The 21,737-nt window shown below is 69.9% G+C and carries 20 protein-coding genes; 13 read left to right on the plus strand and 7 right to left on the minus strand.

Translation table 11 applies throughout. The annotated features are described in order from the left end of the window. The 8 genes from xdhB (at nucleotide 1) to QTI20_RS15205 (ending at nucleotide 9,238) form a co-directional block, all read left to right on the plus strand. Nucleotides 1–2,445, plus strand: a complete 2,445-nt coding sequence (gene xdhB / locus QTI20_RS15170; RefSeq protein WP_286552076.1) for a xanthine dehydrogenase molybdopterin binding subunit — start codon at nucleotides 1–3, stop codon at nucleotides 2,443–2,445. A gap of 47 nt (nucleotides 2,446–2,492) precedes the next feature. Further along, complete coding sequence (locus QTI20_RS15175; protein ID WP_183024065.1) at nucleotides 2,493–3,449, plus strand: LysR family transcriptional regulator; 957 nt, start codon at nucleotides 2,493–2,495, stop codon at nucleotides 3,447–3,449. Between the two features lie 121 nt (nucleotides 3,450–3,570). Next, complete coding sequence (locus tag QTI20_RS15180; RefSeq protein ID WP_183024064.1) at nucleotides 3,571–5,109, plus strand: ABC transporter ATP-binding protein; 1,539 nt, start codon at nucleotides 3,571–3,573, stop codon at nucleotides 5,107–5,109. After that, on the plus strand, nucleotides 5,102–6,253 hold the full coding sequence (locus QTI20_RS15185) for an ABC transporter permease (RefSeq protein WP_286552078.1): 1,152 nt from the start codon (nucleotides 5,102–5,104) through the stop codon (nucleotides 6,251–6,253). The genes QTI20_RS15180 and QTI20_RS15185 overlap by 8 nt, the downstream gene beginning before the upstream one ends. Beyond that, nucleotides 6,253–7,173 (plus strand): ABC transporter permease, encoded by a 921-nt coding sequence (locus tag QTI20_RS15190; protein ID WP_286552079.1) that lies wholly within the window; start codon nucleotides 6,253–6,255, stop codon nucleotides 7,171–7,173. Before QTI20_RS15185 ends, QTI20_RS15190 begins: the two co-directional genes overlap by 1 nt. A gap of 50 nt (nucleotides 7,174–7,223) precedes the next feature. Next, the gene (locus QTI20_RS15195; protein ID WP_286552080.1) at nucleotides 7,224–8,393 is read left to right on the plus strand and encodes a BMP family ABC transporter substrate-binding protein; all 1,170 of its coding nucleotides are present in this window, start codon (nucleotides 7,224–7,226) and stop codon (nucleotides 8,391–8,393) included. Nucleotides 8,394–8,499: 106 nt separating this feature from the next. Continuing rightward, the gene (locus QTI20_RS15200) at nucleotides 8,500–8,811 is read left to right on the plus strand and encodes a type II toxin-antitoxin system HigB family toxin (RefSeq protein WP_183024060.1); all 312 of its coding nucleotides are present in this window, start codon (nucleotides 8,500–8,502) and stop codon (nucleotides 8,809–8,811) included. A 49-nt stretch (nucleotides 8,812–8,860) separates the two neighbouring features. Further along, nucleotides 8,861–9,238 (plus strand): helix-turn-helix domain-containing protein, encoded by a 378-nt coding sequence (locus tag QTI20_RS15205; RefSeq protein ID WP_286552082.1) that lies wholly within the window; start codon nucleotides 8,861–8,863, stop codon nucleotides 9,236–9,238. Nucleotides 9,239–9,269: 31 nt separating this feature from the next. On the opposite strand, the gene QTI20_RS15210 is transcribed toward QTI20_RS15205, so the two are convergent. From QTI20_RS15210 to QTI20_RS15220, 3 genes are all read right to left on the minus strand, one after another. Next, nucleotides 9,270–10,721, minus strand: a complete 1,452-nt coding sequence (locus QTI20_RS15210; RefSeq protein ID WP_286552084.1) for a SulP family inorganic anion transporter — start codon at nucleotides 10,719–10,721, stop codon at nucleotides 9,270–9,272. A 232-nt stretch (nucleotides 10,722–10,953) separates the two neighbouring features. Continuing rightward, the gene (locus tag QTI20_RS15215; RefSeq protein WP_286552085.1) at nucleotides 10,954–11,577 is read right to left on the minus strand and encodes a GNAT family N-acetyltransferase; all 624 of its coding nucleotides are present in this window, start codon (nucleotides 11,575–11,577) and stop codon (nucleotides 10,954–10,956) included. 67 nt (nucleotides 11,578–11,644) lie between these two features. Next, nucleotides 11,645–12,880, minus strand: coding sequence for a phosphatase PAP2 family protein (locus QTI20_RS15220; RefSeq protein ID WP_286553430.1), 1,236 nt, complete (start codon nucleotides 12,878–12,880; stop codon nucleotides 11,645–11,647). A gap of 169 nt (nucleotides 12,881–13,049) precedes the next feature. Here QTI20_RS15220 and QTI20_RS15225 point away from each other — a divergent pair, with 169 nt between their 5' ends. Continuing rightward, on the plus strand, nucleotides 13,050–14,099 hold the full coding sequence (locus tag QTI20_RS15225; protein WP_286552088.1) for an adenosine deaminase: 1,050 nt from the start codon (nucleotides 13,050–13,052) through the stop codon (nucleotides 14,097–14,099). Between the two features lie 7 nt (nucleotides 14,100–14,106). Here the strand turns inward: QTI20_RS15225 and QTI20_RS15230 are convergent, their stop codons facing one another. The 3 genes from QTI20_RS15230 to QTI20_RS15240 are packed head-to-tail and all read right to left on the minus strand — an operon-like array spanning nucleotide 14,107 to nucleotide 17,224. Further along, nucleotides 14,107–15,087, minus strand: a complete 981-nt coding sequence (locus tag QTI20_RS15230) for a tripartite tricarboxylate transporter substrate binding protein (RefSeq protein WP_286552089.1) — start codon at nucleotides 15,085–15,087, stop codon at nucleotides 14,107–14,109. 35 nt (nucleotides 15,088–15,122) lie between these two features. Beyond that, nucleotides 15,123–16,274 (minus strand): CaiB/BaiF CoA transferase family protein, encoded by a 1,152-nt coding sequence (locus QTI20_RS15235; RefSeq protein WP_286552090.1) that lies wholly within the window; start codon nucleotides 16,272–16,274, stop codon nucleotides 15,123–15,125. 14 nt (nucleotides 16,275–16,288) lie between these two features. Next, the gene (locus QTI20_RS15240; RefSeq protein WP_286552092.1) at nucleotides 16,289–17,224 is read right to left on the minus strand and encodes a hydroxymethylglutaryl-CoA lyase; all 936 of its coding nucleotides are present in this window, start codon (nucleotides 17,222–17,224) and stop codon (nucleotides 16,289–16,291) included. A 128-nt stretch (nucleotides 17,225–17,352) separates the two neighbouring features. On the opposite strand from QTI20_RS15240, the gene QTI20_RS15245 reads away from it, so the two are divergent. Both QTI20_RS15245 and QTI20_RS15250 read left to right on the plus strand, forming a co-directional pair. Continuing rightward, nucleotides 17,353–18,270, plus strand: coding sequence for a LysR family transcriptional regulator (locus QTI20_RS15245; RefSeq protein WP_286552094.1), 918 nt, complete (start codon nucleotides 17,353–17,355; stop codon nucleotides 18,268–18,270). After that, complete coding sequence (locus QTI20_RS15250; RefSeq protein ID WP_286552096.1) at nucleotides 18,267–18,710, plus strand: GNAT family N-acetyltransferase; 444 nt, start codon at nucleotides 18,267–18,269, stop codon at nucleotides 18,708–18,710. The genes QTI20_RS15245 and QTI20_RS15250 overlap by 4 nt, the downstream gene beginning before the upstream one ends. Nucleotides 18,711–18,713: 3 nt before the next feature. Here QTI20_RS15250 and QTI20_RS15255 read toward each other — a convergent pair whose 3' ends face one another. Further along, the gene (locus tag QTI20_RS15255) at nucleotides 18,714–19,025 is read right to left on the minus strand and encodes a DUF1161 domain-containing protein (protein ID WP_286552097.1); all 312 of its coding nucleotides are present in this window, start codon (nucleotides 19,023–19,025) and stop codon (nucleotides 18,714–18,716) included. A gap of 259 nt (nucleotides 19,026–19,284) precedes the next feature. Between QTI20_RS15255 and hpaH the strand changes: the two genes are divergently transcribed. Both hpaH and QTI20_RS15265 read left to right on the plus strand, forming a co-directional pair. Continuing rightward, the gene (gene hpaH / locus QTI20_RS15260; RefSeq protein ID WP_286552099.1) at nucleotides 19,285–20,088 is read left to right on the plus strand and encodes a 2-oxo-hept-4-ene-1,7-dioate hydratase; all 804 of its coding nucleotides are present in this window, start codon (nucleotides 19,285–19,287) and stop codon (nucleotides 20,086–20,088) included. A 165-nt stretch (nucleotides 20,089–20,253) separates the two neighbouring features. Next, entirely contained in the window at nucleotides 20,254–21,723 is a 1,470-nt protein-coding gene (locus QTI20_RS15265; protein ID WP_286552101.1) for an aldehyde dehydrogenase family protein, read from the plus strand. Nucleotides 21,724–21,737 lie beyond the last annotated feature (14 nt).

Below are 21,737 nucleotides of genomic sequence, written 5' to 3' on the forward strand. Positions count from 1 at the left end.
ATGAACAAGTCCATCGACGCCCTGCTGCTCCAGCCCGCCGAGGCTTTTGCCGACTACGAGGCCAACATCCTGGCGCGCATCGACCGCGGTGCCGAGGCCAAGGCGCACGACGGCGGCGCGCGCGTGGGCATCAGCCGCCCGCACGAATCGGCGCAGCTGCATGTGGCCGGCGAGGCCACCTACATCGACGACATCCCCGAACTGCGCGGCACGCTGCATTGCGCGCTGGGCCTGTCGCCGGTGGCCAATGGCCGGCTGACCGGCATGGACCTCGACCGGCTGCGCGCGCTGCCCGGCGTGGTGGCGGTGCTGTCGGCCGCCGACATCCCGGGCAGCAACGACTGCGGCTCGATCGTGCACGACGACCCCATCCTGTGCAGCGGCGACATCCGCTACCTGGGCCAGCCGGTGTTCGCGGTGATCGCACAGACGCGCGACATCGCCCGCCGCGTGGCCGCGCGCGCCAAGGAGGTGCTCACGGTCGAGGCCGCGCCGCCGGTGCTCACGCCGCAGGACGCGCACGCGCGCGGCCAGTACGTGGTGCCGCCGATGCACCTGCGGCGCAGCGCTTCCGCCCCCGGCGGCGACGAGCAGGCGGCGGTGCGCGCCGCCATCGCGGCCGCGCCGCACCGGCTGAAGGCCACGCTCGACGTGGGCGGGCAGGAGCAGTTCTACCTCGAGGGCCAGATCAGCTACGCGATCCCGAAGGAGGGCGGCGGCATGCATGTGCACTGCTCGACCCAGCACCCGAGCGAGATGCAGCACCTGGTGGCGCACGCGTTGCACCTGCATGCCAACGAGGTGCATGTCGAATGCCGGCGCATGGGCGGCGGCTTCGGCGGCAAGGAATCGCAATCGGGCCTGTTCGCCTGCGTGGCGGCGGTGGCGGCCAACAAGCTGCAGCGCCCGGTCAAGCTGCGGCTGGACCGCGACGACGACTTCATGGTCACCGGCCGGCGCCACTGCTTCTGGTACGACTACGAGGTCGGCTACGACGACGAGGGCCGGCTGCTGGGCGCGGAGATCTCGATGGTCTCGCGCGCCGGCCATTCGGCCGACCTGTCGGGTCCGGTGATGACCCGCGCGCTGTGCCACTTCGACAACGCCTACTGGCTGCCCGAGGTGTCGATGCACGGCTATTCGGGCAAGACCAACACCCAGAGCAACACCGCCTTCCGCGGTTTCGGCGGGCCGCAGGGCGCGATCGCGGTCGAGAACATCCTCGACACCGTGGCGCGCGCGCTGGGCCGCGATCCGCTGGACGTGCGGCGCATCAACTTCTACGGCAAGGACGAGCGCAACGTCACGCCCTACGAGCAGGTGGTGACCGACAACGTGATCCACGAACTGGTGGCCGAGCTCGAGCAGAGCAGCGACTACCGCGCGCGGCGCGAGGCCATCGCGGCCTTCAACCGCACGAGCCCGGTGCTCAAGCGCGGCCTCGCGCTGGCGCCGCTCAAGTTCGGCATCTCCTTCAACGTCAAGCACTTCAACCAGGCGGGCGCGCTGGTCCATGTCTACAGCGACGGCTCGGTGCTGGTGAACCACGGCGGCACCGAGATGGGGCAGGGGCTCAACACCAAGGTCGCCCAGGTGGTGGCGCACGAGCTGGGCGTGGGTTTCGAGAGCGTGCGCGTGAGCGCCACCGACACCACCAAGGTCGCCAACACCTCGGCCACCGCGGCCTCGACCGGCGCCGACCTCAACGGCAAGGCCGCGCAGGATGCGGCGCGGCAGATCCGCGAGCGGCTGGCCGTGTGCGCCGCCGCGCGCCATGGCGGCGAGCCGGCCGACGTGCGCTTCGCCAACGACCAGGTCGAAGTCGCCGGCCGCACGCTGAGCTTCGCCACGCTGGTGGGCGAGGCCTACATCGACCGGGTGCAGCTCTGGTCCGACGGCTTCTACGCCACGCCGGGCCTGAGCTGGGACCGCGACCGCCTCAAGGGCCGGCCCTTCTACTACTTCGCCTACGGCGCGGCCGTGAGCGAGGTGGTGGTGGACACCCTGACCGGCGAGTGGAAGCTGCTGCGCGCCGACATCCTGCAGGACGCGGGCCGCTCGCTGAATCCGGCCATCGACATCGGCCAGGTCGAGGGCGCCTTCATCCAGGGCATGGGCTGGCTCACGACCGAGGAACTGGTCTGGCATCCGCAAAGCGGCAAGCTCACGACCCACGCCCCCAGCACCTACAAGATCCCGACCGCCAACGACTGCCCGCCCGTGTTCAACGTGCGGCTGTTCGACGGCCCCAACGCCGAGGATTCGATCCACCGCAGCAAGGCCGTGGGCGAGCCGCCGCTGCTGCTGCCTTTCTCGGTCTTCTTCGCGATCCGCGACGCCGTCTCGGCCGCCGGCGGGCACCGGATCGACCCGCCGCTGCGCGCGCCCGCGACCAGCGAGGCGATTTTGAGCGCGATCACCGCCGTCCAGGCCGCCGCTGCCTGAAAGCAGCGGTATAACCGTCCGCATATTGTGAAAATGTGTAGATTGTTATGAGAGACCAAGCGCTGTTCGACAAGATCGATCTGCACCTGATCCGTGTGCTGCACACGGTGCTGACCGACCGCAGCGTGTCGCGCGCCGCCATCCGGCTGGGCATGTACCAGCCCGCCGTCTCGGCCGCGCTCAAGCGGCTGCGCGAACTGTCGGGCGACCCGCTGCTGGTGCGCTCCGGCTCGGGCATGGTGCCGACCGACGCCGCGCTGCGCATGATCGAGCCCGCCGCCAGCATCCTGCGCTCGGCCGAGGTGCTGTTCAGCGACGCCCGCGGCTTCGACCCGCAGACCGCCACCAACACCTTCCGCGTGGCCGCCAGCGACTACCTCGACCCGATGTTCCTGCCGCTGTTCGTCACGCAGGTGAAGGCGCAGGCGCCGCTGTGCAAGATCGAGATCCACCCGCTGTCGCCCGACTCCAACTACCACGGCCACCTGTCGCTGGGCGACGTCGACCTGGTGATAGGCAACTGGCTCAAGCCGCCCGAGGACCTGCACATGGCCCGGCTGTTCGGCGACGAGATCGTCTCGCTGGTGAGCGCCGACCACCCGGTGCTGCGCCGCGGCTGGGACGCCGAGACCTGGCTGGCGGCCGAGCACGTCGCGCCGACGCCGATGCACCCGGGCGCGCGCGGCATCATCGACCAGATGCTCGACGCGCAGGACCTGCAGCGCAACATCACGGCGCGCTGCGCGCACTTCGGCCTGATTCCCGACATGGTGGCCTCGAGCCTGCTGGTGCTGACCACCGGACGCCAGTACTGCGAGCGTTTCGCGGCCCGGCTGCCGGTGCGCATCGTCGAGTGCCCGGTGAGCTTTCCGCGCCTGATGTACTACCAGCTGTGGCACGAGCGCACGCACGCGTCGAGTTCGGCGCGCTGGCTGCGCGAGCGCATCAAGTCGGTGGCGGCCTCGCTGCGTTCGCCCGCCGCCGCCGCCGTTCTGGAACCCTAGCGCCCCGGGCACCGCGCGTGGCCTGCTTCCTGCTTCCACGTCGATGCCGAAACCGAAGAACAACGATGGATCCACGGACCGATTCGGCCCCCATGACAACCACGATGCCAGCGAGACACGCATGACCACGCCACGACTCCAGCTCTCCCACATCACCAAGCGCTACCCGGCGGTGGTGGCCAACAGCGACGTCTCGCTGGTGGTCCAGCCGGGCGAGACGCACGCCGTGCTCGGCGAAAACGGCGCCGGCAAGTCGACGCTGATGAAGATCATCTACGGCTCCGTCAAGCCCGACGAGGGCACGGTGATGTTCAACGGCCAGGCCGTGAACGTGCGCAATCCGCAGGAGGCGCGCGCGCTGGGCATCAGCATGGTGTTCCAGCACTTCAGCCTGTTCGACACGCTGACCGTGGCCGAGAACGTCTGGCTCGGGCTCGACAAGAGCCTGGCGCTGGCCGAGGTCACGCGCCGCATCACGGCCAAGGCCGGCGAGTACGGGCTCGACATCGACCCCTCGCGCCCGGTCCACACGCTGTCGGTGGGCGAGATGCAGCGGGTGGAGATCATCCGCGCGCTGCTGACCGACCCGCAACTGCTGATCCTCGACGAGCCCACCTCGGTGCTGACGCCGCAGGCGGTGGTCAAGCTGTTCGTGGTGCTGAAGAAGCTGGCGTCGGAAGGCTGCAGCATCCTCTACATCAGCCACAAGCTGCACGAGATCCGCGAGCTCTGCACCGCCTGCACCGTGCTGCGCGGCGGCAAGGTCACGGGCGTGTGCAATCCGCAGAACGAGACCAACGAGTCGCTGTCGCGGCTGATGATCGGCGCCGAGCCGCCGCCGCTGCAGCACCGCGAACTCAAGGCGGGCGCGGTGGCGCTGCGGGTCAAGGCGCTGACGCTGGCGCGCGAGGACCAGTTCGGCGTCGACCTCGACCGCGTCTCGCTCGACGTGCGCGCGGGCGAGGTGGTGGGCATCGCCGGCGTCTCGGGCAACGGCCAGAAGGAGCTGCTCTATGCGCTGTCGGGCGAGGACACGCGGGCCGAGCCCGCGATGATCGAGGTCTTCGGCCAGGCCGCGGCCCGGCTGCGGCCGCGCCAGCGCCGCGCGCTGGGCGTGCACTTCGTGCCCGAGGAGCGGCTGGGCCGCGGCGCGGTGCCCACGCTGGGCCTGGCGCACAACATGCTGCTCACGCGCAGCGACTCGGTGGGCAAGGGCGGCTGGATCCGCACCGGCCAGCTCGCGCAGCATGCCAGCGAGATCATCCGGCGCTTCAACGTCAAGGCCGGCGGCCCGCATGCGGCGGCGCGCTCGCTGTCGGGCGGCAACCTGCAGAAATTCATCGTCGGGCGCGAGATCGACGCCAAGCCCAAGCTGTTCATCGTCTCGCAGCCGACCTGGGGCGTGGACGTGGGCGCGGCCGCGCTGATCCGCAACGAGATCCTGGCGCTGCGCGATGCCGGCTGCGCGGTGCTGGTGGTGAGCGAGGAGCTCGACGAGCTGTTCGAGATCAGCGACCGGCTCTATGTGATCGCCAAGGGGCGGCTGTCGCCCTCGGTCGACCGCGCCGCCGCGACCGTGCCGAAGATCGGCGAATGGATGAGCGGCCTCTGGGACGCCCACGGCGCACCCGCTGCCGCCAAGGAGATGGCCCATGTTTAAGCTCGAACCCCGCCCGCAACTCTCGCGCTTCTGGACCTACGGCTCGCCGATCCTGGCGCTGCTGATCACGGTGGTGATTGGCGTGGCGCTGTTCGCGCTGCTCGGCAAGGACCCGGTCAAGGGACTGGGCGTGTTCTTCTGGGAGCCGATCAAGAGCGGCTACGCGCTGGGCGAGCTGATGGTCAAGGCCACGCCGCTGCTGATCATCGCGCTGGGCCTGGCCGTGTGCTTCCGCTCCAACGTCTGGAACATCGGCGCGGAGGGCCAGTTCGTGATGGGCGCGATCTTCGCCGGCGGCGTGGCGCTGCTGGCCGACAAGAGCACCGGCCCGTGGATCGTGGTGCCGATCCTCATGGCCGGCATCCTGGGCGGCATGGTGTGGGCCGGCATCGTGGCCTTCCTGCGCGACAAGTGCAACGCCAACGAGATCCTGGTGAGCCTGATGCTGGTCTATGTCGCGACGCTGCTGCTGGGCTACATGGTCTACGGGCCCTGGAAGGACCCGGCGGGCTACAACTTCCCGCAGACCAAGACCTTCGATGCGGTCACGCAGATTCCGCGGCTGATCAAGGGCTCGCGCGTGAGCATCGGCCTCTTGATCGCGCTGGTGGGCGCGGGCGCGCTGTGGGTGTTCCTGTTCCGCACCCGCGCCGGCTTCGCGCAGCAGGTCGGCGGCCTGGCACCGGCGGCCGCGCGCTATGCGGGCTTCTCGGCCCGGCGCGCGGTCTGGATCGCGCTGCTGACCTCGGGCGGCGCGGCCGGCCTGGCGGGCGCGCTCGAGGTGGCGGGCCCGATCGGCCAGCTCACGCCCTACGTGCCCGCGGGCTACGGCTTCGCCGCCATCATCGTGGCCTTCGTCGGCCGGCTGCATCCGGTGGGCATGATCTTCTCGGCCATCCTGATGAGCATGTTCTACATCGGCGGCGAACTCGCGCAGTCGCGCCTGGGCCTGCCCAAGTCGCTGACCGGCGTGTTCCAGGGCCTGCTGCTGTTCTCGCTGCTGGCCTGCGACACGCTGATCGTCTACCGCGTGCGCCGCAAGGCCGCGGCCAAGGCGGCATCGGTCGCCGCCACCACTTCTTCGCTGCAAGCCAGCACACCACTCACCGCGCCCGTCGCGCGCACCACCGGGGGACAAGTCTGATGGACTCCTACGCACTGCTCATCGGCTCCTCGCTGAGCGCCGGCACCGTGCTGGCCATCGCGGCGCTCGGCCTCCTGATCAACGAGAAGGCCGGCATCGTCAACCTCGGCGCCGAGGGCATGATGCTGTGCGCCGCCATCGCGGGCTTCGCGACGGTGGTGACCACGCACAATCCCTGGCTGGGCTTCCTCGCCGGCATGGCGGCCGGCGCGGCGATGGCCGCGGTCTTCGGCGTGCTGGTGATCTGGCTCAACACCAACCAGTACGCGACCGGGCTCGCGCTGAGCCTGTTCGGCGTGGGCTTCTCGGCCTTCGTCGGCATCAACTTCGTGCAGGCCAAGCTGCCCGAGAGCGTGTCGTATGCGCTGCCGGTGCTGGGCGACATCCCGCTGGTCGGGCCGGCCCTGTTCCGCCACCACCCGATGGTGTATTTCGCGGTGGCGCTGACCCTCGGCCTGATCTGGTTCCTCTACCGCACGCGCGCCGGCCTGGTGCTGCGCTCGGTGGGCGAGTCGCCCGAGTCCTCGCATGCGCTGGGCTATCCGGTGCGGCGCATCCGCTTCATGGCGGTGGTCGCGGGCGGCGCGCTGTGCGGGCTGTCGGGGGCCTACCTGTCGACCGTCTACACGCCGCTGTGGGTCGAGGGCATGGTGGCCGGCCGCGGCTGGATCGCGCTGGCGCTGACCACCTTCGCCACCTGGCGACCGGTGCGGGTGCTGCTGGGCGCCTACCTGTTCGGCGGCGTGTCGATGCTGGGCTTTCATTTGCAGAGCACCGGCGTCGACGTGCCCAGCCAGTTCCTGAGCATGCTGCAGTACATCGCGCCGATCGTGGTGTTGGCGCTGATCTCGCGCAACCCGGCCTTCATCCGCGCCAACATGCCGGCTTCCATCGGGAAACCCTTCTACCCCGGCTCATAATCTGTTTCCCTTCGTTTCTTCGCCAACCCGTCCTTCGAGGATTTAGACCAATGAATGATTTGAACAAGCGCTCCCTGCTCAAGCTGGCCGCCGTCACGGCTGTCGCTTCCGCCGCCCTGATCGGCTGCGGCAAGAAGGAAGAGCCGGCGGCCGCCGCACCGGCCCCCGCGCCCGCACCGGCCGCCGCTGCCGCGCCGGCCGCCGCCGCGCCGCTCAACATCGCATTCGCCTATGTCGGCCCGGTGGGCGACGGTGGCTGGTCCTTCGCGCACGACAACGGCCGCAAGGCGCTCGAGAAGGAATTCGGCGACAAGATCAAGACCACCTTCGTCGAGAGCGTGCCCGAGTCGGCCGACGCCGAGCGCGTGTTCCGCGACCTGGTGGGCCAGGGCAACAAGCTGATCTTCGGCACCACCTTCGGCTACATGGAGCCGCTGCTCAAGGTCGCCGCCGACAACAAGGAAGTCAAGTTCGAGCACGCCACCGGCTACAAGACGGCCGAGAACATGCGCACCTACGACAGCCGCACCTACGAAGGCGCGTACATGGCCGGCATCATCGCGGGCGCGATGACCAAGTCGAACACGCTGGGCGTGGTCGGTTCGGTGCCGATCCCCGAAGTGCTGCGCAACATCAACAGCTTCACGCTGGGCGCGCAGTCGGTGAACCCGAAGATCACGACCAAGGTGGTGTGGGTCAACGAATGGTTCAGCCCGCCGAAGGAAACCGAAGCCGCCACCGCGCTCATCAACGGCGGCGCCGACGTGCTGTTCCAGAACACCGACTCGCCGGCCGTGCTCAAGACCGCGCAGGAAAAGGGCAAGCGCGCCTTCGGCTGGGATTCCGACATGACCGCCTACGGCCCCAAGGCCCACCTGGCCTCGGCCGTGATCAACTGGGGCCCGTACTACATCAAGGCCACCCAGGACGCGCTCGACGGCAAGTGGGCCACCGGCCAGAGCTGGTGGGGCGTGAAGGAAGGCGCGATCGACCTGGTGTCGGTGGCTGAAGACGTGCCGGCCGACATCAAGTCCAAGGTCGAGACCGTGAAGGCCGGCCTCAAGGACGGCAGCTTCTCGATCTGGAAGGGGCCGATCCTGGGCCAGGACGGCAAGGACGTGGTCGCGGCCGGTGCCGTGGCCGACGACAAGTTCCTCTCGGGCGTGAACTTCTACGTCAAGGGCGTCGAAGGCAAGGTGCCGGGCGGCGACAAGAAGTAAAAGCACAAGGCAAAGCCAACTGCTTCACGGGTCGCACCTGCAAGGGTGCGGCCCGTTGTCGTTTGGGGACTGGCACCTAGTCCCGAAATGGGACTAAAATCCTGGCATGCGAGTGATTGCGCTGTCGACATTGCGGAGTTTTTGGGCATTGCCCGCACACCGCCATGCAGAACAAGCGCTGAAGGCCTGGTACGCCGAAGCGACGGCGGCAGCATGGACCCAGCCTGCAGACGTGAAGGCGCGCTACGCCAACGCAAGCATCCTGAAGGGCGGGCGTGTGGTCTTCAATATCAAGGGGAACGACTATCGCTTGATTGTGTCGATCTCCTACAAGCAACAGGTGGTGTACGTGAAGTTCGTCGGGACGCATGTTGCGTACGACGCGATCGATGCCGAGACCGTCGACCAGACTCAGTAGACGGTGTGTTTATTCAAGGGACGCGGGAGTCGCGTCTGGAGTGAACGACATGAATATCCATCCGATCCGGACCCCCGCGGACTACAAGGCGACGCTGCGCGATGTGTCGCTTCTCATGGCGCGCGACCCGGACCTGGGCACGCCGGATGGCGATCGCCTCGATGTGCTGGTGACGCTTGTCCAGGCCTACGAGGCCAAGCATCACCCCATCGATCCGCCCGACCCCATCGAAGCCATCAAGTTCAGGATGGACCAGGCAGGCCTGACGGTGAAAGACCTCGTGCCTTACATCGGCCCGCTCAACCGGGTGTACGAAGTGCTGGCGTACAAGCGCCCGCTGTCGCTCGGCATGATCCGAAGGCTCGCGGACGGCCTTCGCATCCCGGCCGAAGTGCTGATTCGCGAATCGGACGCCGTCGCAGCCTGAAGCGCGCGGCGTAGAGCGTCACGAGCGATCGCTACGCGCCCCTGCCCAGCTTGTCGATCAGCACCCGGCTCGCCGCATTCAACCCCACCACCTCGACCACGCTGCCGTGCTTGCGCAGGCGCTGCACCACGGTGTCGAGCGCCTCGACCGCGGTCAGGTCCCAGAAATGCGCCTGCGTCAGGTCGATGCGCACCGGGCGGTTCTCGGTGGCGCGGGTGTCGAAGGCGTCGACGAACAGGTCGGCCGAGGCGAAGAAGACCTGGCCGGTCACCCGGTAGACACGCGGGCCGCCGGCCGTGTCGTCCTCGATGGCCACGCCCATCAGCCGCGCCACCTTGAAGGTGAAGAACACGCCGCTGAGCATCACGCCCACGGCGACGCCGGCGGCGAGGTTCTCGGTCGCGACGGTCACCGCGACGGTGACCAGCATCACCGCACTCGACACCCGTGGGTGGCGCACCATGCCGCGCAGCGAGCCCCAGTCGAAGGTCGAGGCCGAGACCATCACCATGATCGCCACCAGCGCGATCACCGGCACCTGCGACACCCAGGGCTTGAGCAACACCATGAGGATCAGCAGGAAGGCGCCGGCGAACAGCGTCGACAGCCGGCCGCGGCCGCCGTAGCGCACGTTGCTCACCGTCTGGCCGATCATCCCGCAGCCCGCGATGCCGCCGAACAGGCTGGCCGCGACGTTGGCGATGCCCAGGCCGGTGCATTCACGGTTCTTCGCGCTGGGCGTGTCGGTGAGTTCGTCCACCACCTTGGCCGTCATCATCGATTCGAGCAGGCCGACCATCGCGATGGCCAGCGCCGGCAGCGCGATCAGGCGCAGCGTCGCGAGGTCGAGCGGCACGTCCGGCCAGCCGAACATCGGCAGCGCGTCGGGCAGTTGGCCGAGGTCGGCCACGGTCTTCACCGGCAGGCCGGCCACGGCCGCCAGCACCGACAGCACCACGATGCAGACCAGCGGCGAGGGCACGGCCGAAGTGAGCCGGGGCAGCAGGTAGATGATCGCCAGGCCCAGCGCCAGCAGGCCCCAGCTCGCGCCGTTGGCGCCCACCAGGTGCGGCATCTGGGCCGCGAAGATCAGGATCGCGAGCGCGTTGACGAAGCCGGTGCGCACCGAGGACGAGACGAAGCGCATCAGCGCGCCGAGCCGCAGCAGGCCGAACGCGACCTGCACCAGGCCGGCCAGCACGCCGGCCGCCAGCAGGTAGGCCAGGCCGTGCGACTGCACCAGCGGCGCGGCCACCAGCGCGACCGAGCCGGCCGCCGCCGAGATCATGGCGGGGCGGCCGCCGGTGAAGGCGATCACGATGCTGATCACGAAGGAGGCGAACAGGCCGACCGAGGGGTCGACGCCGGCGACGAAGGAGAAGGCGATGACTTCGGGGATCAGCGCGAAGGTGGCCACGGCACCCGCCATGAGTTCGCGCGGAATGCTTGGCGCCCATTCGGCGCGCAGTCGGGAAAGAGGCATTGAAAGCTGACAGTACGAAAAAATTCTGCTAAAGGCCGGCGCGAGATCCAGGTGTCCACTGCCCACCTTTTGGGCAGGCTAAGCTTTCTTCTTTAAAAACAACAGCTTGCGCGCTCTTTACAAGGCATTGCCTGAGTTATTCACAGAGTTACCCAAGGTTTGTGGGGAGAACGCCGAAGCCCGGGGGACCGGGATTCCGGTCTTCGTCGGTGCCCTGCCACGGCGGGACGGGTCAGGTCGATGAAGCCGATGAAGCGGCGCAGGGCGCGGGCGGCCCGCCGTCCAGCCGGCGCTGCAGCATGGCCTTCACCTCGGGCCATTCGTCGTCGATGATGCTGAAGCGCACCGAGTTGCGCTTGCGGCCGTCGGGCATGATCCGTTCGTGGCGCACCACGCCCTCCTGCCGGGCGCCGATGCGCAGGATCGCGGCGCGCGAGCGCTCGTTGAGTTCGTCGGTCGTGAACTGGACGCGCACGCAGCCCATCGCCTCGAAGGCATGGCGCAAGAGCAGGTACTTGGCCTGGGTGTTGATGCCCGAACGCTGGACCGACAGCCCCAGCCAGGTGTGGCCGATCTCCAGCTTGCGGTTGGCCCGGTCGATCTTCCAGAAGCGCGTGCTGCCCACGATGCGGCCGGTGTCGCGCCGGACGATCGCGAAGGGCATCACGGTGCCGGCCTCCCTGCCGGCGAGCGCGGTCGCGACATAGCGCTCGACGGTTTCCGGGCCGGGAATGACGGTCAACTTCATCGTCCACAGTTCGCCGTCGGCCGCGGCCTCGAGCAGGGCGGGCGCATCGGCGGCCTGCAGCGGCCGGAGTTCGACCGCGGTGGCGGTCAATGTCGGTTGAAGGTCCATCTCTTTTCCTCGGGGGCCGCGGTGGCAGGGCCGATAGCGTAGCGCGCGCCATCGCGCGGCTGCGGCCTCAGGCCGTGGCCGCCAGCCGGGGCGCGCCGTCGCCGCGGCGCAGCCAGGTGGGATGGCGGCCCAGCCGCAGCTGTACCAGCGCCAGCAGGGCCAGCAGCGGCAGCGCCAGCTCCAGGATCTCCTCGAGGCTCAGCAACAGATAGTGCAGCGCGCTCGGCACCTCGCTCAGCATCCCGGCATCCAGCAGGAGGCCCGGCAGTCCGTCCAGAACCCTGATCGTCACGACGGCCACCCCGAAGGAGGCCACCGTGCGGGCCGCGGCACGCCAGCGGCGGCGCGCGAGCGCGCTGCGCCAGACGCCGTGCGAGCGGCGCAGCAGCCAGCCCGCGGCGATGGCGATCGGCGCCAGCAGGGCCAGCGCCACGGCGATCTGCCACGGCGCGCCACCGCTGTAGAAACGGGCCTTGAGGATGCTGATGCCGAACAACGCGACGTGCAGGCCGGCCTCGTTCGCCGCCAGGGCGAGCAGCACGACGAGCAGCGCGCCGGCATCGCGCTTCGACCATGCCGGCGGACGCATCCTGAGCACGAACAACGCCGCGAGCAGGTAGCCGATCAGCGTGCTGTTGCCGATGGCGCCGCCCTGCTGCAGCAGGCTCGGCCGGAAGGACAAGGGCATGTTGAGCCCGATCCAGGTCGCGGCCAGTGCGATGCCGACCAGCAACCAAGGCCCGGACCGCGGATGCGACAGGGCCCGCGCGAGTGCCGTCAGTTGCGGTCTGGCGCTTTCGCGCAGGCGGCCGGTGGCCCTCAGCACGGCCTGCGCCCCCAGGGCCACGCAGCCACCGAGCAGGGCGCCGGCCACGACGTCCAGCGGGAAGTGGACGCCGACGTAGACCCGCGCGCCGCCCGTCAGCACGGCCATGGCCAGCACGGCCCAGCCGATGGGCCGCAGGCGCCGGTCGGTCAGCAGCATGAAGGCCACGGTGAACATCACCGAGGCATGGGTGCTGGGCAGGCCGGGCCGGGCATCGTGCGGGATGTGCATGGGGCTGAGCCCGAGCATGAAGGGCCGGGGCATGGCGAGCACGGCGGCGATCTCGCGCGAGAGCATCGACACCAGTCCCGCCACCACCAGGATCAGCGCGACGCGCGGGCGCACCGGCGGCTGCATCCAGGCCGCGCCGACGATCAGCGCGGCGCACAGCCAGGTGGAGCCCTCGGCCAGCAGCGAGGCGATGTGCAGCAGCGCGGGGTGGGGCGCGAAGCCCGCGCCCAGCCAGTCGAAAAGCACCAGGTTCAAGGCGTTCAACGTCCGTCTCCCCGGACGCTGGGGGCTGCAGGCATTCGCTTCGACATGAGGAGCACTCTTTTCTTCGGAAAACGTCGGACCCGGCGACCGACGGCGCTGTCGGCCAGGGCGCCCATTGTCGCTGCGCCGGAAATGGATTTAGAGTCCCTGCATGAACCCCCACGATTTCAAGATCCCCGCCGAACGGCTGCCCGAACTGCTCTGCGCCATGCCCAAGGCCGAGCTGCACATGCACATCGAGGGCTCGCTCGAGCCCGAATTGATCTTCGCGCTGGCGCAGCGCAACGGCGTGGCCATTCCCTACGCGAGCGTCGAGGAACTGCGCCAGGCCTACGCCTTCACCAACCTCCAGTCCTTCCTCGACATCTACTACGCCGGCGCCAGCGTGCTCCTCCACGAGCAGGACTTCTACGACATGGCCTGGGCCTACCTCGAGCGCGCCGCGGCCGACAACGTGCTGCGCACCGAGATGTTCTTCGACCCCCAGACCCACACCGCGCGCGGCGTCGACGTCAAGGTGGTGATCGACGGCCTGCACCGCGCCTGCGTCGATGCGCAGGCCAGGCTGGGCGTGAGCGCCGCGCTGATCCTGTGCTTCCTGCGCCACCTGAGCGAGGAAGAGGCCTTCGAGACGCTCGAGCAGGCGCTGCCCTACCGCGACAAGTTCATCGGCGTCGGCCTCGATTCGAGCGAGGTCGGCCATCCGCCCGAGAAGTTCGCCAAGGTGTTCGCGCGCTGCCGCGAACTGGGCCTGCACCTCGTGGCCCATGCGGGCGAGGAGGGCCCGCCGGCCTATGTCTGGAGCGCGCTCGACGTGCTGCAGGTGGAGCGCATCGACCACGGCGTGCAGAGCGCCAAGGACCCGGCGCTGATGGCACGCCTCGCGAAGGAGCGCATCCCGCTCACGGTGTGCCCGCTGTCGAACCTCAAGCTCTGCGTGTTCCCCGACCTCAAGGAACACAACCTCGGCACGCTGCTCGACGCCGGCCTGGCCGCCACCGTCAACTCCGACGACCCGGCCTACTTCGGCGGCTACATGAACGAGAACTTCCTGCAGACCTTCGCGGCCACCGGCCTCACGGCGCAGCACGCCTGGCAGCTGGCCGCCAACAGCTTCGAGGGCAGCTTCATCGACGATGCGGCCAAGGCGCGCTACATCGAGCGCCTGAACGAGACCTTCGCGCGCTTCGCCGCCGCCTGAAGCGTCGTCACTCGACCTGCACGTTCGCCTTCTTCACCAGCCGGGCGTAGCGCTCCTGCTCGGTCCTGAAGAACTGCGCCGCGGCCTCGGGCGTGGTGGGGGCGATGAAGTTGTCCTGCCGCGCCATCGCGGCCTTGACCTCGGGGTCGTTGAAGGCGGCGACGATGGCGTCGTGCAGCCGCTTGACCTGCGCGGCCGGCAGCTTCGCCGGCCCCACCAGCGCGAACCAGCCCTCGACGTCCACGCCCGGGAAGCCCTGCTCGGCGATGGTCGGCACATCGGGCAACGAGGCCACGCGCTGCTTGCCCATCACGCCGATGGCGCGCAAGGTGCCGGCCTTGAGGTGGCCCTGCACCGCGGGCACCGCGCCCACGCCCATCTCGACCTGGCCGCCCACGATGTCGGCCAGCATCGGGCCCATGCCCTTGTACGGGATGTGGCGCACCTCGACGCCCGCGGCCTCCATGTACATCTCGCCCGCGAGGTGGATGATGGTGCCGTTGCCCGAGGAGCCGTAGTTGTAGGCACCGGGTTTGGCCTTGAGGAAGGCCTGCAGTTCCTTGGCGTTCCTGGCCGGCACCTTGGCCGGGTTCACCACCAGCACGAAGGGCGAGCCGCCGATCACGGTGATGGGCGTGAGGTCGGCAATGCCGTCGTAGGGCATCTTCTTGAACACGCTGGGGTTCACCGCATGGTTGTTCGACACCACGCCCACGGTGTTGCCGTCCGGCGCGGCCTTGACCACGGCCTGCGTGCCGCTGATGCCGCCCGCGCCGGGCAGGTTCTCGATCACCACCGGCTGGCCGCCCAGCGCCTTCGACAGCGCGACCTGGGCCGAACGCATGATGGTGTCGACGCCCGAGCCCGCCCCCACGGGCAGGACCACGCGCAGCGGCGTGGTGTTCTGTGCGCTGGCCAGTCCGGTGGCGGCGCACAGCGCGGCGGCGCCCAGGGCGAGCAGGGTGCGGCGTGCAATGGCTGTGTTCATCTCTTTGTCTCCGTCTTGTGTCAATCGAATGGGCTTCAGCGCGCGTTCAGTCCGGCCAGCACTTCGTCGGTGTGCTCGCCGATCTTCGCCAGCGCCTGCCGCACGCCCGGCCGGCGGCCGCCCATGAGCAGCGGCAGCAGCACGACCTGCGTCTGGCTGCCGTCCTCGGCCTCCATCGGCGCCAGGCCGCCGCTGGCCAGCAGGTGCGGGTCGTCGACCAGCTGGTCGGGCCGGGTGATGGGCGCATAGGGCAGGCCGGCGGCCTCGAGCTGCGCCGAGAGTTCGTCGATGCGCCGGTGCGCCATGGTCTCGCCCAGCTGGCGCAGCAGCGCGGGCCGCACCGCCACGCGCTGCGCGTTGGTGGCCAGCGCGGGGTCGGTGGCCAGGTCGGGCCGGTCGATCACGCGGCACAGGGTCTGGAACTGCTTGTCGCTGACCGCGCCGATGAAGAGCTGCGCGCCCTCGGCCAGCGTGAACACGTCGTAGACGCTCCAGGCCGACACGCGCGAGGGCATCGGCGGCGCGGGCTCGCCGGTCATGAGGAACTGCTGCACATGCTGGGCCGAGAGGAAGGCGCAGTTCTCGAACAGCGCGCTCTGGATCTCCTGGCCGCGGCCGGTGCGCTCGCGCTCGCGCAGCGCGGCCAGCACGCCGATCGCGCCGAACATGCCGCCCATGATGTCGTTCACGCTGGTGCCCGCGCGCAGCGGCCGGCCCTCGGGGCCGGTCATGTACGACAGGCCGCCCATCATCTGCACCACCTCGTCGAGCGCGGTGCGGTGTTCGTAGGGGCCGGGCAGGAAGCCCTTGTGGCTCACGTAGATCAGCCGCGGATGGCGCGCCGACAGCGTGGCGTGGTCCAGGCCCAGCTGCGCCATCAGGCCGGGGCGGAAGTTCTCGAGCATCACGTCGCACTGGCCGATGAGCTCGACCGCGGTGGCGAGGCCCTCGGGCGTCTGGATGTCGAGCACCACGCTCTTCTTGTTGCGGTTGAAGCTGCGGAAGAAGCCGATGCCCAGGCCCGGCAGCTGGCGCGTCTTGTCGCCGCCGGGCGGCTCGACCTTGATGACCTCGGCGCCCAGGTCGGCCAGGATCATGCCGCAGGTCGGGCCCATGACCATGTGGGTGAATTCGATGACGCGCACGCCTTCGAGCGGGAGGCCGGTGGCGGTCGGGGGAGTGTTCATGGGGCTTTTCTTTTTCAGTGCGCCGCGGCGCGTGGGAAGGTCCTGGGCAGGCCGGCCCGCCACAGCGCGCCGTTCGTCTGCTCGCCCGCGAGCCAGCCCGCGACCTTGGCGCGCAGCGCGAGCAGCGCGTCCATGTCGAGGCCGGTGTCGATGCCCATCGCGGCCAGCATGAAGCCCAGATCCTCGGTGGCGGCGTTGCCGCTCGCGCCGGGCGCGTGCGGGCAGCCGCCGATGCCGGCCAGCGAGGCGTCGAAGCGGCTCACGCCCAGCTGCGCCGCGGCCAGCACGTTGGCCAGCGCCAGGCCGCGCGTGTCGTGGAAGTGGCCGCAGCAGAAGCGGTCGCCGGCGATCTTCAGCGCCTGCTCGAACAACCGGCTGACCGACAGCGGGTCGGCGTAGCCCACGGTGTCGGCCAGGCTCACGCGGTCGGCGCCGGCGTCGAGCAGCGCCTGCAGCAGGCGCAGCACCTCGGCCGGCGCGACCGCGCCCTGCAGCGTGCAGCCGAAGGCCGTGCCCACGCCGCCCTCGATCAGCGTCTTGCGGCCCGAGGCGTCGCGGGCCGCGCGGATGCGGCCCAGCTCTGCCACCACCTCGTCGGGCGTCTTGCGCAGGTTGGCCAGGCTGTGGGCGTGGCTGGCCGACAGCGGCAGGATCATCAGGTCGGCGTCGCCCTCGAGCGCGCTCTCGGCGCCGCGCAGGTTGGGCACCAGCACCGAGGCCGAAAGGCCGGGCAGGGTCTTGGCATAGGCCAGCAGCTCGGCCGTGTCGGCCAGCTGCGGCAGCAGGCGCGCCGGCACGAAGGAGCCGACTTCGATCTCGCGCTGGCCCGCGGCCACCGCGTCGCGCAGCCATTCGCGCTTGCGCTCGGTCGGCAGCACCGTGGCGATGCTCTGCAGGCCGTCGCGCAGGCCGACCTCGCGCACCGTGGCGCGTGCGGGCAATCCATTCATCGTGTGTCTCCGGGTCGGGCTGCGGGTTGCAGCGCGCTGTGGGCCCACTATAGGAATTCCCGATGGCATGATCCAGTGGTAAATCGGAACATGCAAAGTTCCAGATCGGAATCTCTCAGGAAGACGCGATGCAAGACCTCGACCTCAAGACCCTGCGCCTGCTGGTGGCCGTGTGCGACCACCGCAACATCAAGCAGGCGGCGGCGCAGGAGCACATCGAGCCCTCGGCCATCAGCAAGCGCATCGCCCAGCTCGAGCACCAGCTGGGTGCGCCGCTGCTGGTGCGCGGGCGGCGCGGCGTCGAGCCCACGCCGGCCGGGCTGGCGCTGCTCGAGCATGCGCGCACGCTGCTGTTCACCCTGGCGCGCATCGAGTCGGACGTGGCGGCCTTCGCGGGCGGCATCCGCGGCCAGGTGCGGCTGGTGGCCAGCGCCTCGGCCATCGCCGAATCGCTGCTCGACGACGTGGCGGCCTTCATGCGCGAGCCCGCGCACCGCGACATCAAGGTCGACATCGAGGAGCGCTTCTCGCGCGACCTGGTGCGCATGGTGCGCGAGGGCAGCGCGTCGCTGGGCGTGTGCTGGGACAGCATCGGCTTCGAGGGGCTGCAGCACCGGCCCTACCGGCGCGACGAGCTCGCGGTGGCGGTGCACCCCGAGCATCCGCTGGCGCGCAGGCGCACGCTGCGCTTCGAGCAGACGCTGGACTTCGAGCACGTGGGCCTGCCGCCGGCCACGGCGGTGCACACCATGCTGCACCGCGCCGCGGCGCGCGCCGGCCGCACGCTGAGTTACCGGGTGGTGGTGTCGAACTTCGACGCCGCGCTGCGCGTGGTGGCGGCCAACCTGGGCATCAGCGTGATCCCGCGCCAGGTCGGCCTGGCCTCCGCGCGCACGGGCATGGTCCAGGTGATCCCGCTGCACGAGACCTGGGCGCGCCGGCGCTTCGCGGTCTGCTACCGCGAGGCCGAGAGCCTGCAGCCCGCGGCCGCGAAGATGGTGGAGTTCCTGGTGAAGAAGGGCGAGGCCGAGGAGGCCGGCGCATGAGCTTCACCATCCGCGGTGCCGAGCCCGCCGATGCCCCAGCGCTGCGCGAACTCTTCCTGCGCTCGCGCCGCCAGACCTTCGTCTGGCAGCCCGCCGAGGCCTTCGCGCTGGCCGACTTCGATGCGCAGACGCAGGACGAGCAGCTCTGGGTGGCGCTCGACGACGCGGCGCGGCCGATCGGCTTCATCGCGCTCTGGGCACCCGAGCGCTTCATCCACCACCTGTACGTGGACCGCGCCTGGGCCGGGCGCGGCGTGGGCCGGGCCCTGCTGCGGGCGCTGCCGGGCTGGCCGCAGACGCGCTTCGTGCTCAAGTGCCTGAGCCTCAACGAAGGCGCGCAGGCCTTCTATCGCGCCTGCGGCTTCACGCTGGCCGGCAGCGGGGGGACGGGCGACAGCGCTTACCTGCTGCTGGCCTCGCGCGCCGACGACGCGCACTGAGGACTACGGGCGGCAGTCGCCGCCCATCGAGACCGTGCCGTCGCGGCACTCGGTGACGATGGCCGGGCCGCGCGCCGGCCGCGGCGCGGTCGTGCCCTGCGCGGGCGCCTTGGCGTCCTTGACCTCGTAGACGATCTTTTTCGAGCCCAGCTCGCAGCTGCCCACGACCTTGCCATTGGCGGGCGCGTTGGCGTCGACCGTGGTCACGCTGAACTGGGCCACGCCCGCCGCGGCGATGCGCGATTCGATCTGCGCGCGCAGGGTTTCGCAGCTCGCGCCGGTGTTGTTCTGTGCCTGGGCGGCGCCGCCGAGCATGAGGGCCGCGAGCCCCAGGCATCGAAGGGCGGCCGCGTGTCGTTGAAAGGGATTTCTTTTTTCCATGAAGCCCCGAGGTTGCCAGCATCCGGCGGGGCGGCTGCAACCGAATGCTTCAGCCGGCGGGCCGATGCGGCGCGCCCATTCCCGTCGATTGTCAATCTCTGCTTGTGAATGTCTCCGAAACCATTGCTTGTGAGCGCGCCGGGCGCGGCCGACACTCGTGGCCCGCACCCTGAACCCAAGACGGAGACACCCCATGCTCGATGCGTCGATCCACGCCGCGCTGGCGCGCGAACTGCAGCAGTCGCAGCGCAGCCGCGTGCAGCTCGAACAGTTCTCGCGCCGCCATCCCACGATGACCATCGAGGACAGCTACGCGATCCAGGCCGAGTGGATGAAGCTGTGCCGGGCCGAGGGTCGGCGCGTGATCGGCCACAAGATCGGCCTGACCTCGCGCGCGATGCAGCTGGCCTCGCAGATCACCGAGCCCGACTACGGCACCCTGCTCGACGACATGCTGCTGCGCGACGGCGCCGAGGTGGAGGCGAGCCGCTTCATCGTGCCGCGCTTCGAGACCGAGTTCGCCTTCATCCTCGCGAAGCCGCTCAAGGGCCCGGGCGTGACGCTGTTCGACGTGCTCAACGCCACCGACTACGTGGTGCCCGCGCTGGAACTGATCGACGCGCGCATCGAGCAGTTCGACCGCGAGACGAAGGCGCCGCGCAAGGTGCTCGACACCATCGCCGACAACGCGGCCAACGCTGCCATCGTGCTGGGCGGCCGGCCGATGCGGCCCGACGCGGTCGACTGGCGCTGGGCCGGCGCGCTGCTGTTCAAGAACGGCGTGATCGAGGAATCGGGCCTGGGCGCCGCGGTGCTCAACCACCCGGCCAACGGCGTGGCCTGGCTGGCCAACAAGCTCGCGGCCTTCGACCAGGGGCTGGACGCCGGCGAGATCGTGCTGGGCGGCTCCTTCACCCGGCCCGTGCCCTGCGCGGCGGGCGATGTGTTCCATGCGGACTACGGGCCCTTGGGCTCCATCTCCGTCCGCTTCGTCTGAAATGAAGCCCACCCCCGAAGCGCCTTCGGCGCCTCCCCCTCAAGGGGGCGATACCAGCGGCCCGGCAAAGCCGGTTCCGCGGTATCTCTCGCCTTGGCTGCACCCGTTTCGTCGGCTGCGGGCGGCGTGTAGCGCAATGGACAACCGACTTGTGAAGGTGTACCCATGACAACCCTCGACGTGGCCGGCATCGCCGTGTCCCCCGACCACTACATCGACGGCCGCCGCGTGCCGTCGGACCAGCATTTCGACTTGCACAGCCCGATCGACCAGCGCCTGCTGGGCCGCATCGCCGAAGGCACGGCCGCGCATGTCGAGGCCGCGATCGCCGCCGCGCAGAAGGCCTTTGCGGCCTGGAGCGCGCTGACGGCGGCCGAGCGCCAGCCGCTGCTGGACCGCTTCGCCGAGGAGATCGGCAAGCGCGCCGAGGCCTTCTGCCTGCTCGAGAGCAACGACGCCGGCGTGCTGCTCTCGCGCATGCGCCACGGCGTGGTGCCGCGCGCCATGCTCAACATCCGCTGGTTCGCGCAGCACGCGCTCACGCTGCAGGACCGGCCCATCGACACCGAGCAGGCGCAGCACATCGTGCGCCACGACCCGGCCGGCGTGGTGGTGATCATCACGCCCTGGAACGCGCCGCTGATGCTCTCGACCTGGAAGCTCGGGCCCGCGCTGGCGGCCGGCAACACCTGCATCCTCAAGCCGCCGGAGTGGGCGCCGCTGACCTGCTCGCTGCTGGCCGATGCGGCGCACGCGGCCGGCCTGCCGCCGGGCGTGTTCAACGTGGTGCAGGGCACGGGCGCGCGCACCGGCGCCGCGCTGGTGGCCGATGCGCGCATCGCCCGCGTGTCCTTCACCGGCTCAGTGCCCACCGCCAGGACCATCGCGCAGGCGGCCGGCGCCAACCTCGTGCCCTGCAGCCTGGAGCTGGGCGGCAAGAGCCCCTTCATCGTGCTGGAGGACGCCGACCTCGAGGCCGCGGCTGCGACCGGCGCGCTGATGTACCGCAACGCGGGCCAGGTCTGCCTTGCGGGCACGCGCTTCCTGGTGCACGAAAAAGTGGCCGAGGCCTTCGTCGCCGCGATGCGCGCGCAGGTCGAGCAGCTCACGGTCGGCGATCCGCGCGAGGAGGCGACCGAGGTCGGGCCGATCATCCATCCGCGCCAGGTCGAGCGCGTGGCCGGCTTCGTGGACCGGGCGGTGGCCGGCGGCGCGCAGGTGCTGTGGGGCGGCGCGAAGCACGGCTTCGGCGCGCAGTACTTCCAGCCCACCATGCTCACCGGCCTGCGGCAGGACGACGAGATCGTGCAGAACGAGGTCTTCGGCCCGGTGCTCACGCTGCAGACCTTCGCCGACGACGAAGAGGCCATCGCATTGGCCAACGGCACCGACTACGGCCTGGGCGGCGTCTGCTACGGCGAGGCCGCGCACGCGACCGCGGTGGCGCAGCGGGTGCGCACCGGCTTCATCTGGGTCAACAGCTTCGGCATCCGCGACCTGGCCGCGCCCTTCGGCGGCATCAAGCGCAGCGGCGTGGGCCGCGAGGGCGGCGACTGGAGCTTCGAGTTCTTCTGCGACGTCAAGGACGTCGTGGTCCCGAAGAAGCCGTTCAAGGCCAGCTTCAGCCACCGTTGAAAAGGAAACAACAC

Source organism: Variovorax sp. J2P1-31 (assembly GCF_030317215.1).
In the GTDB taxonomy this organism is placed as follows: Bacteria; Pseudomonadota; Gammaproteobacteria; order Burkholderiales; family Burkholderiaceae_C; genus Variovorax.

Bases quoted from the DNA above. Each gene is read 5' to 3' on its own strand.
- QTI20_RS15200 (WP_183024060.1), top strand. From the start codon at position 8,500: ATGCGAGTGATTGCGCTGTCGACATTGCGGAGTTTTTGGGCATTGCCC.
- QTI20_RS15255 (WP_286552097.1), bottom strand. From the start codon at position 19,025: ATGCTCGGCGGCGCCGCCCAGGCACAGAACAACACCGGCGCGAGCTGC.
- xdhB (WP_286552076.1), top strand. From the start codon at position 1: ATGAACAAGTCCATCGACGCCCTGCTGCTCCAGCCCGCCGAGGCTTTT.
- QTI20_RS15230 (WP_286552089.1), bottom strand. From the start codon at position 15,087: ATGAACACAGCCATTGCACGCCGCACCCTGCTCGCCCTGGGCGCCGCC.
- QTI20_RS15225 (WP_286552088.1), top strand. From the start codon at position 13,050: ATGAACCCCCACGATTTCAAGATCCCCGCCGAACGGCTGCCCGAACTG.
- QTI20_RS15190 (WP_286552079.1), top strand. From the start codon at position 6,253: ATGGACTCCTACGCACTGCTCATCGGCTCCTCGCTGAGCGCCGGCACC.
- QTI20_RS15215 (WP_286552085.1), bottom strand. From the start codon at position 11,577: ATGGACCTTCAACCGACATTGACCGCCACCGCGGTCGAACTCCGGCCG.
- hpaH (WP_286552099.1), top strand. From the start codon at position 19,285: ATGCTCGATGCGTCGATCCACGCCGCGCTGGCGCGCGAACTGCAGCAG.
- QTI20_RS15205 (WP_286552082.1), top strand. From the start codon at position 8,861: ATGAATATCCATCCGATCCGGACCCCCGCGGACTACAAGGCGACGCTG.
- QTI20_RS15265 (WP_286552101.1), top strand. From the start codon at position 20,254: ATGACAACCCTCGACGTGGCCGGCATCGCCGTGTCCCCCGACCACTAC.
- QTI20_RS15180 (WP_183024064.1), top strand. From the start codon at position 3,571: ATGACCACGCCACGACTCCAGCTCTCCCACATCACCAAGCGCTACCCG.
- QTI20_RS15210 (WP_286552084.1), bottom strand. From the start codon at position 10,721: ATGCCTCTTTCCCGACTGCGCGCCGAATGGGCGCCAAGCATTCCGCGC.
- QTI20_RS15175 (WP_183024065.1), top strand. From the start codon at position 2,493: ATGAGAGACCAAGCGCTGTTCGACAAGATCGATCTGCACCTGATCCGT.
- QTI20_RS15235 (WP_286552090.1), bottom strand. From the start codon at position 16,274: ATGAACACTCCCCCGACCGCCACCGGCCTCCCGCTCGAAGGCGTGCGC.
- QTI20_RS15185 (WP_286552078.1), top strand. From the start codon at position 5,102: ATGTTTAAGCTCGAACCCCGCCCGCAACTCTCGCGCTTCTGGACCTAC.
- QTI20_RS15240 (WP_286552092.1), bottom strand. From the start codon at position 17,224: ATGAATGGATTGCCCGCACGCGCCACGGTGCGCGAGGTCGGCCTGCGC.
- QTI20_RS15250 (WP_286552096.1), top strand. From the start codon at position 18,267: ATGAGCTTCACCATCCGCGGTGCCGAGCCCGCCGATGCCCCAGCGCTG.
- QTI20_RS15245 (WP_286552094.1), top strand. From the start codon at position 17,353: ATGCAAGACCTCGACCTCAAGACCCTGCGCCTGCTGGTGGCCGTGTGC.
- QTI20_RS15195 (WP_286552080.1), top strand. From the start codon at position 7,224: ATGAATGATTTGAACAAGCGCTCCCTGCTCAAGCTGGCCGCCGTCACG.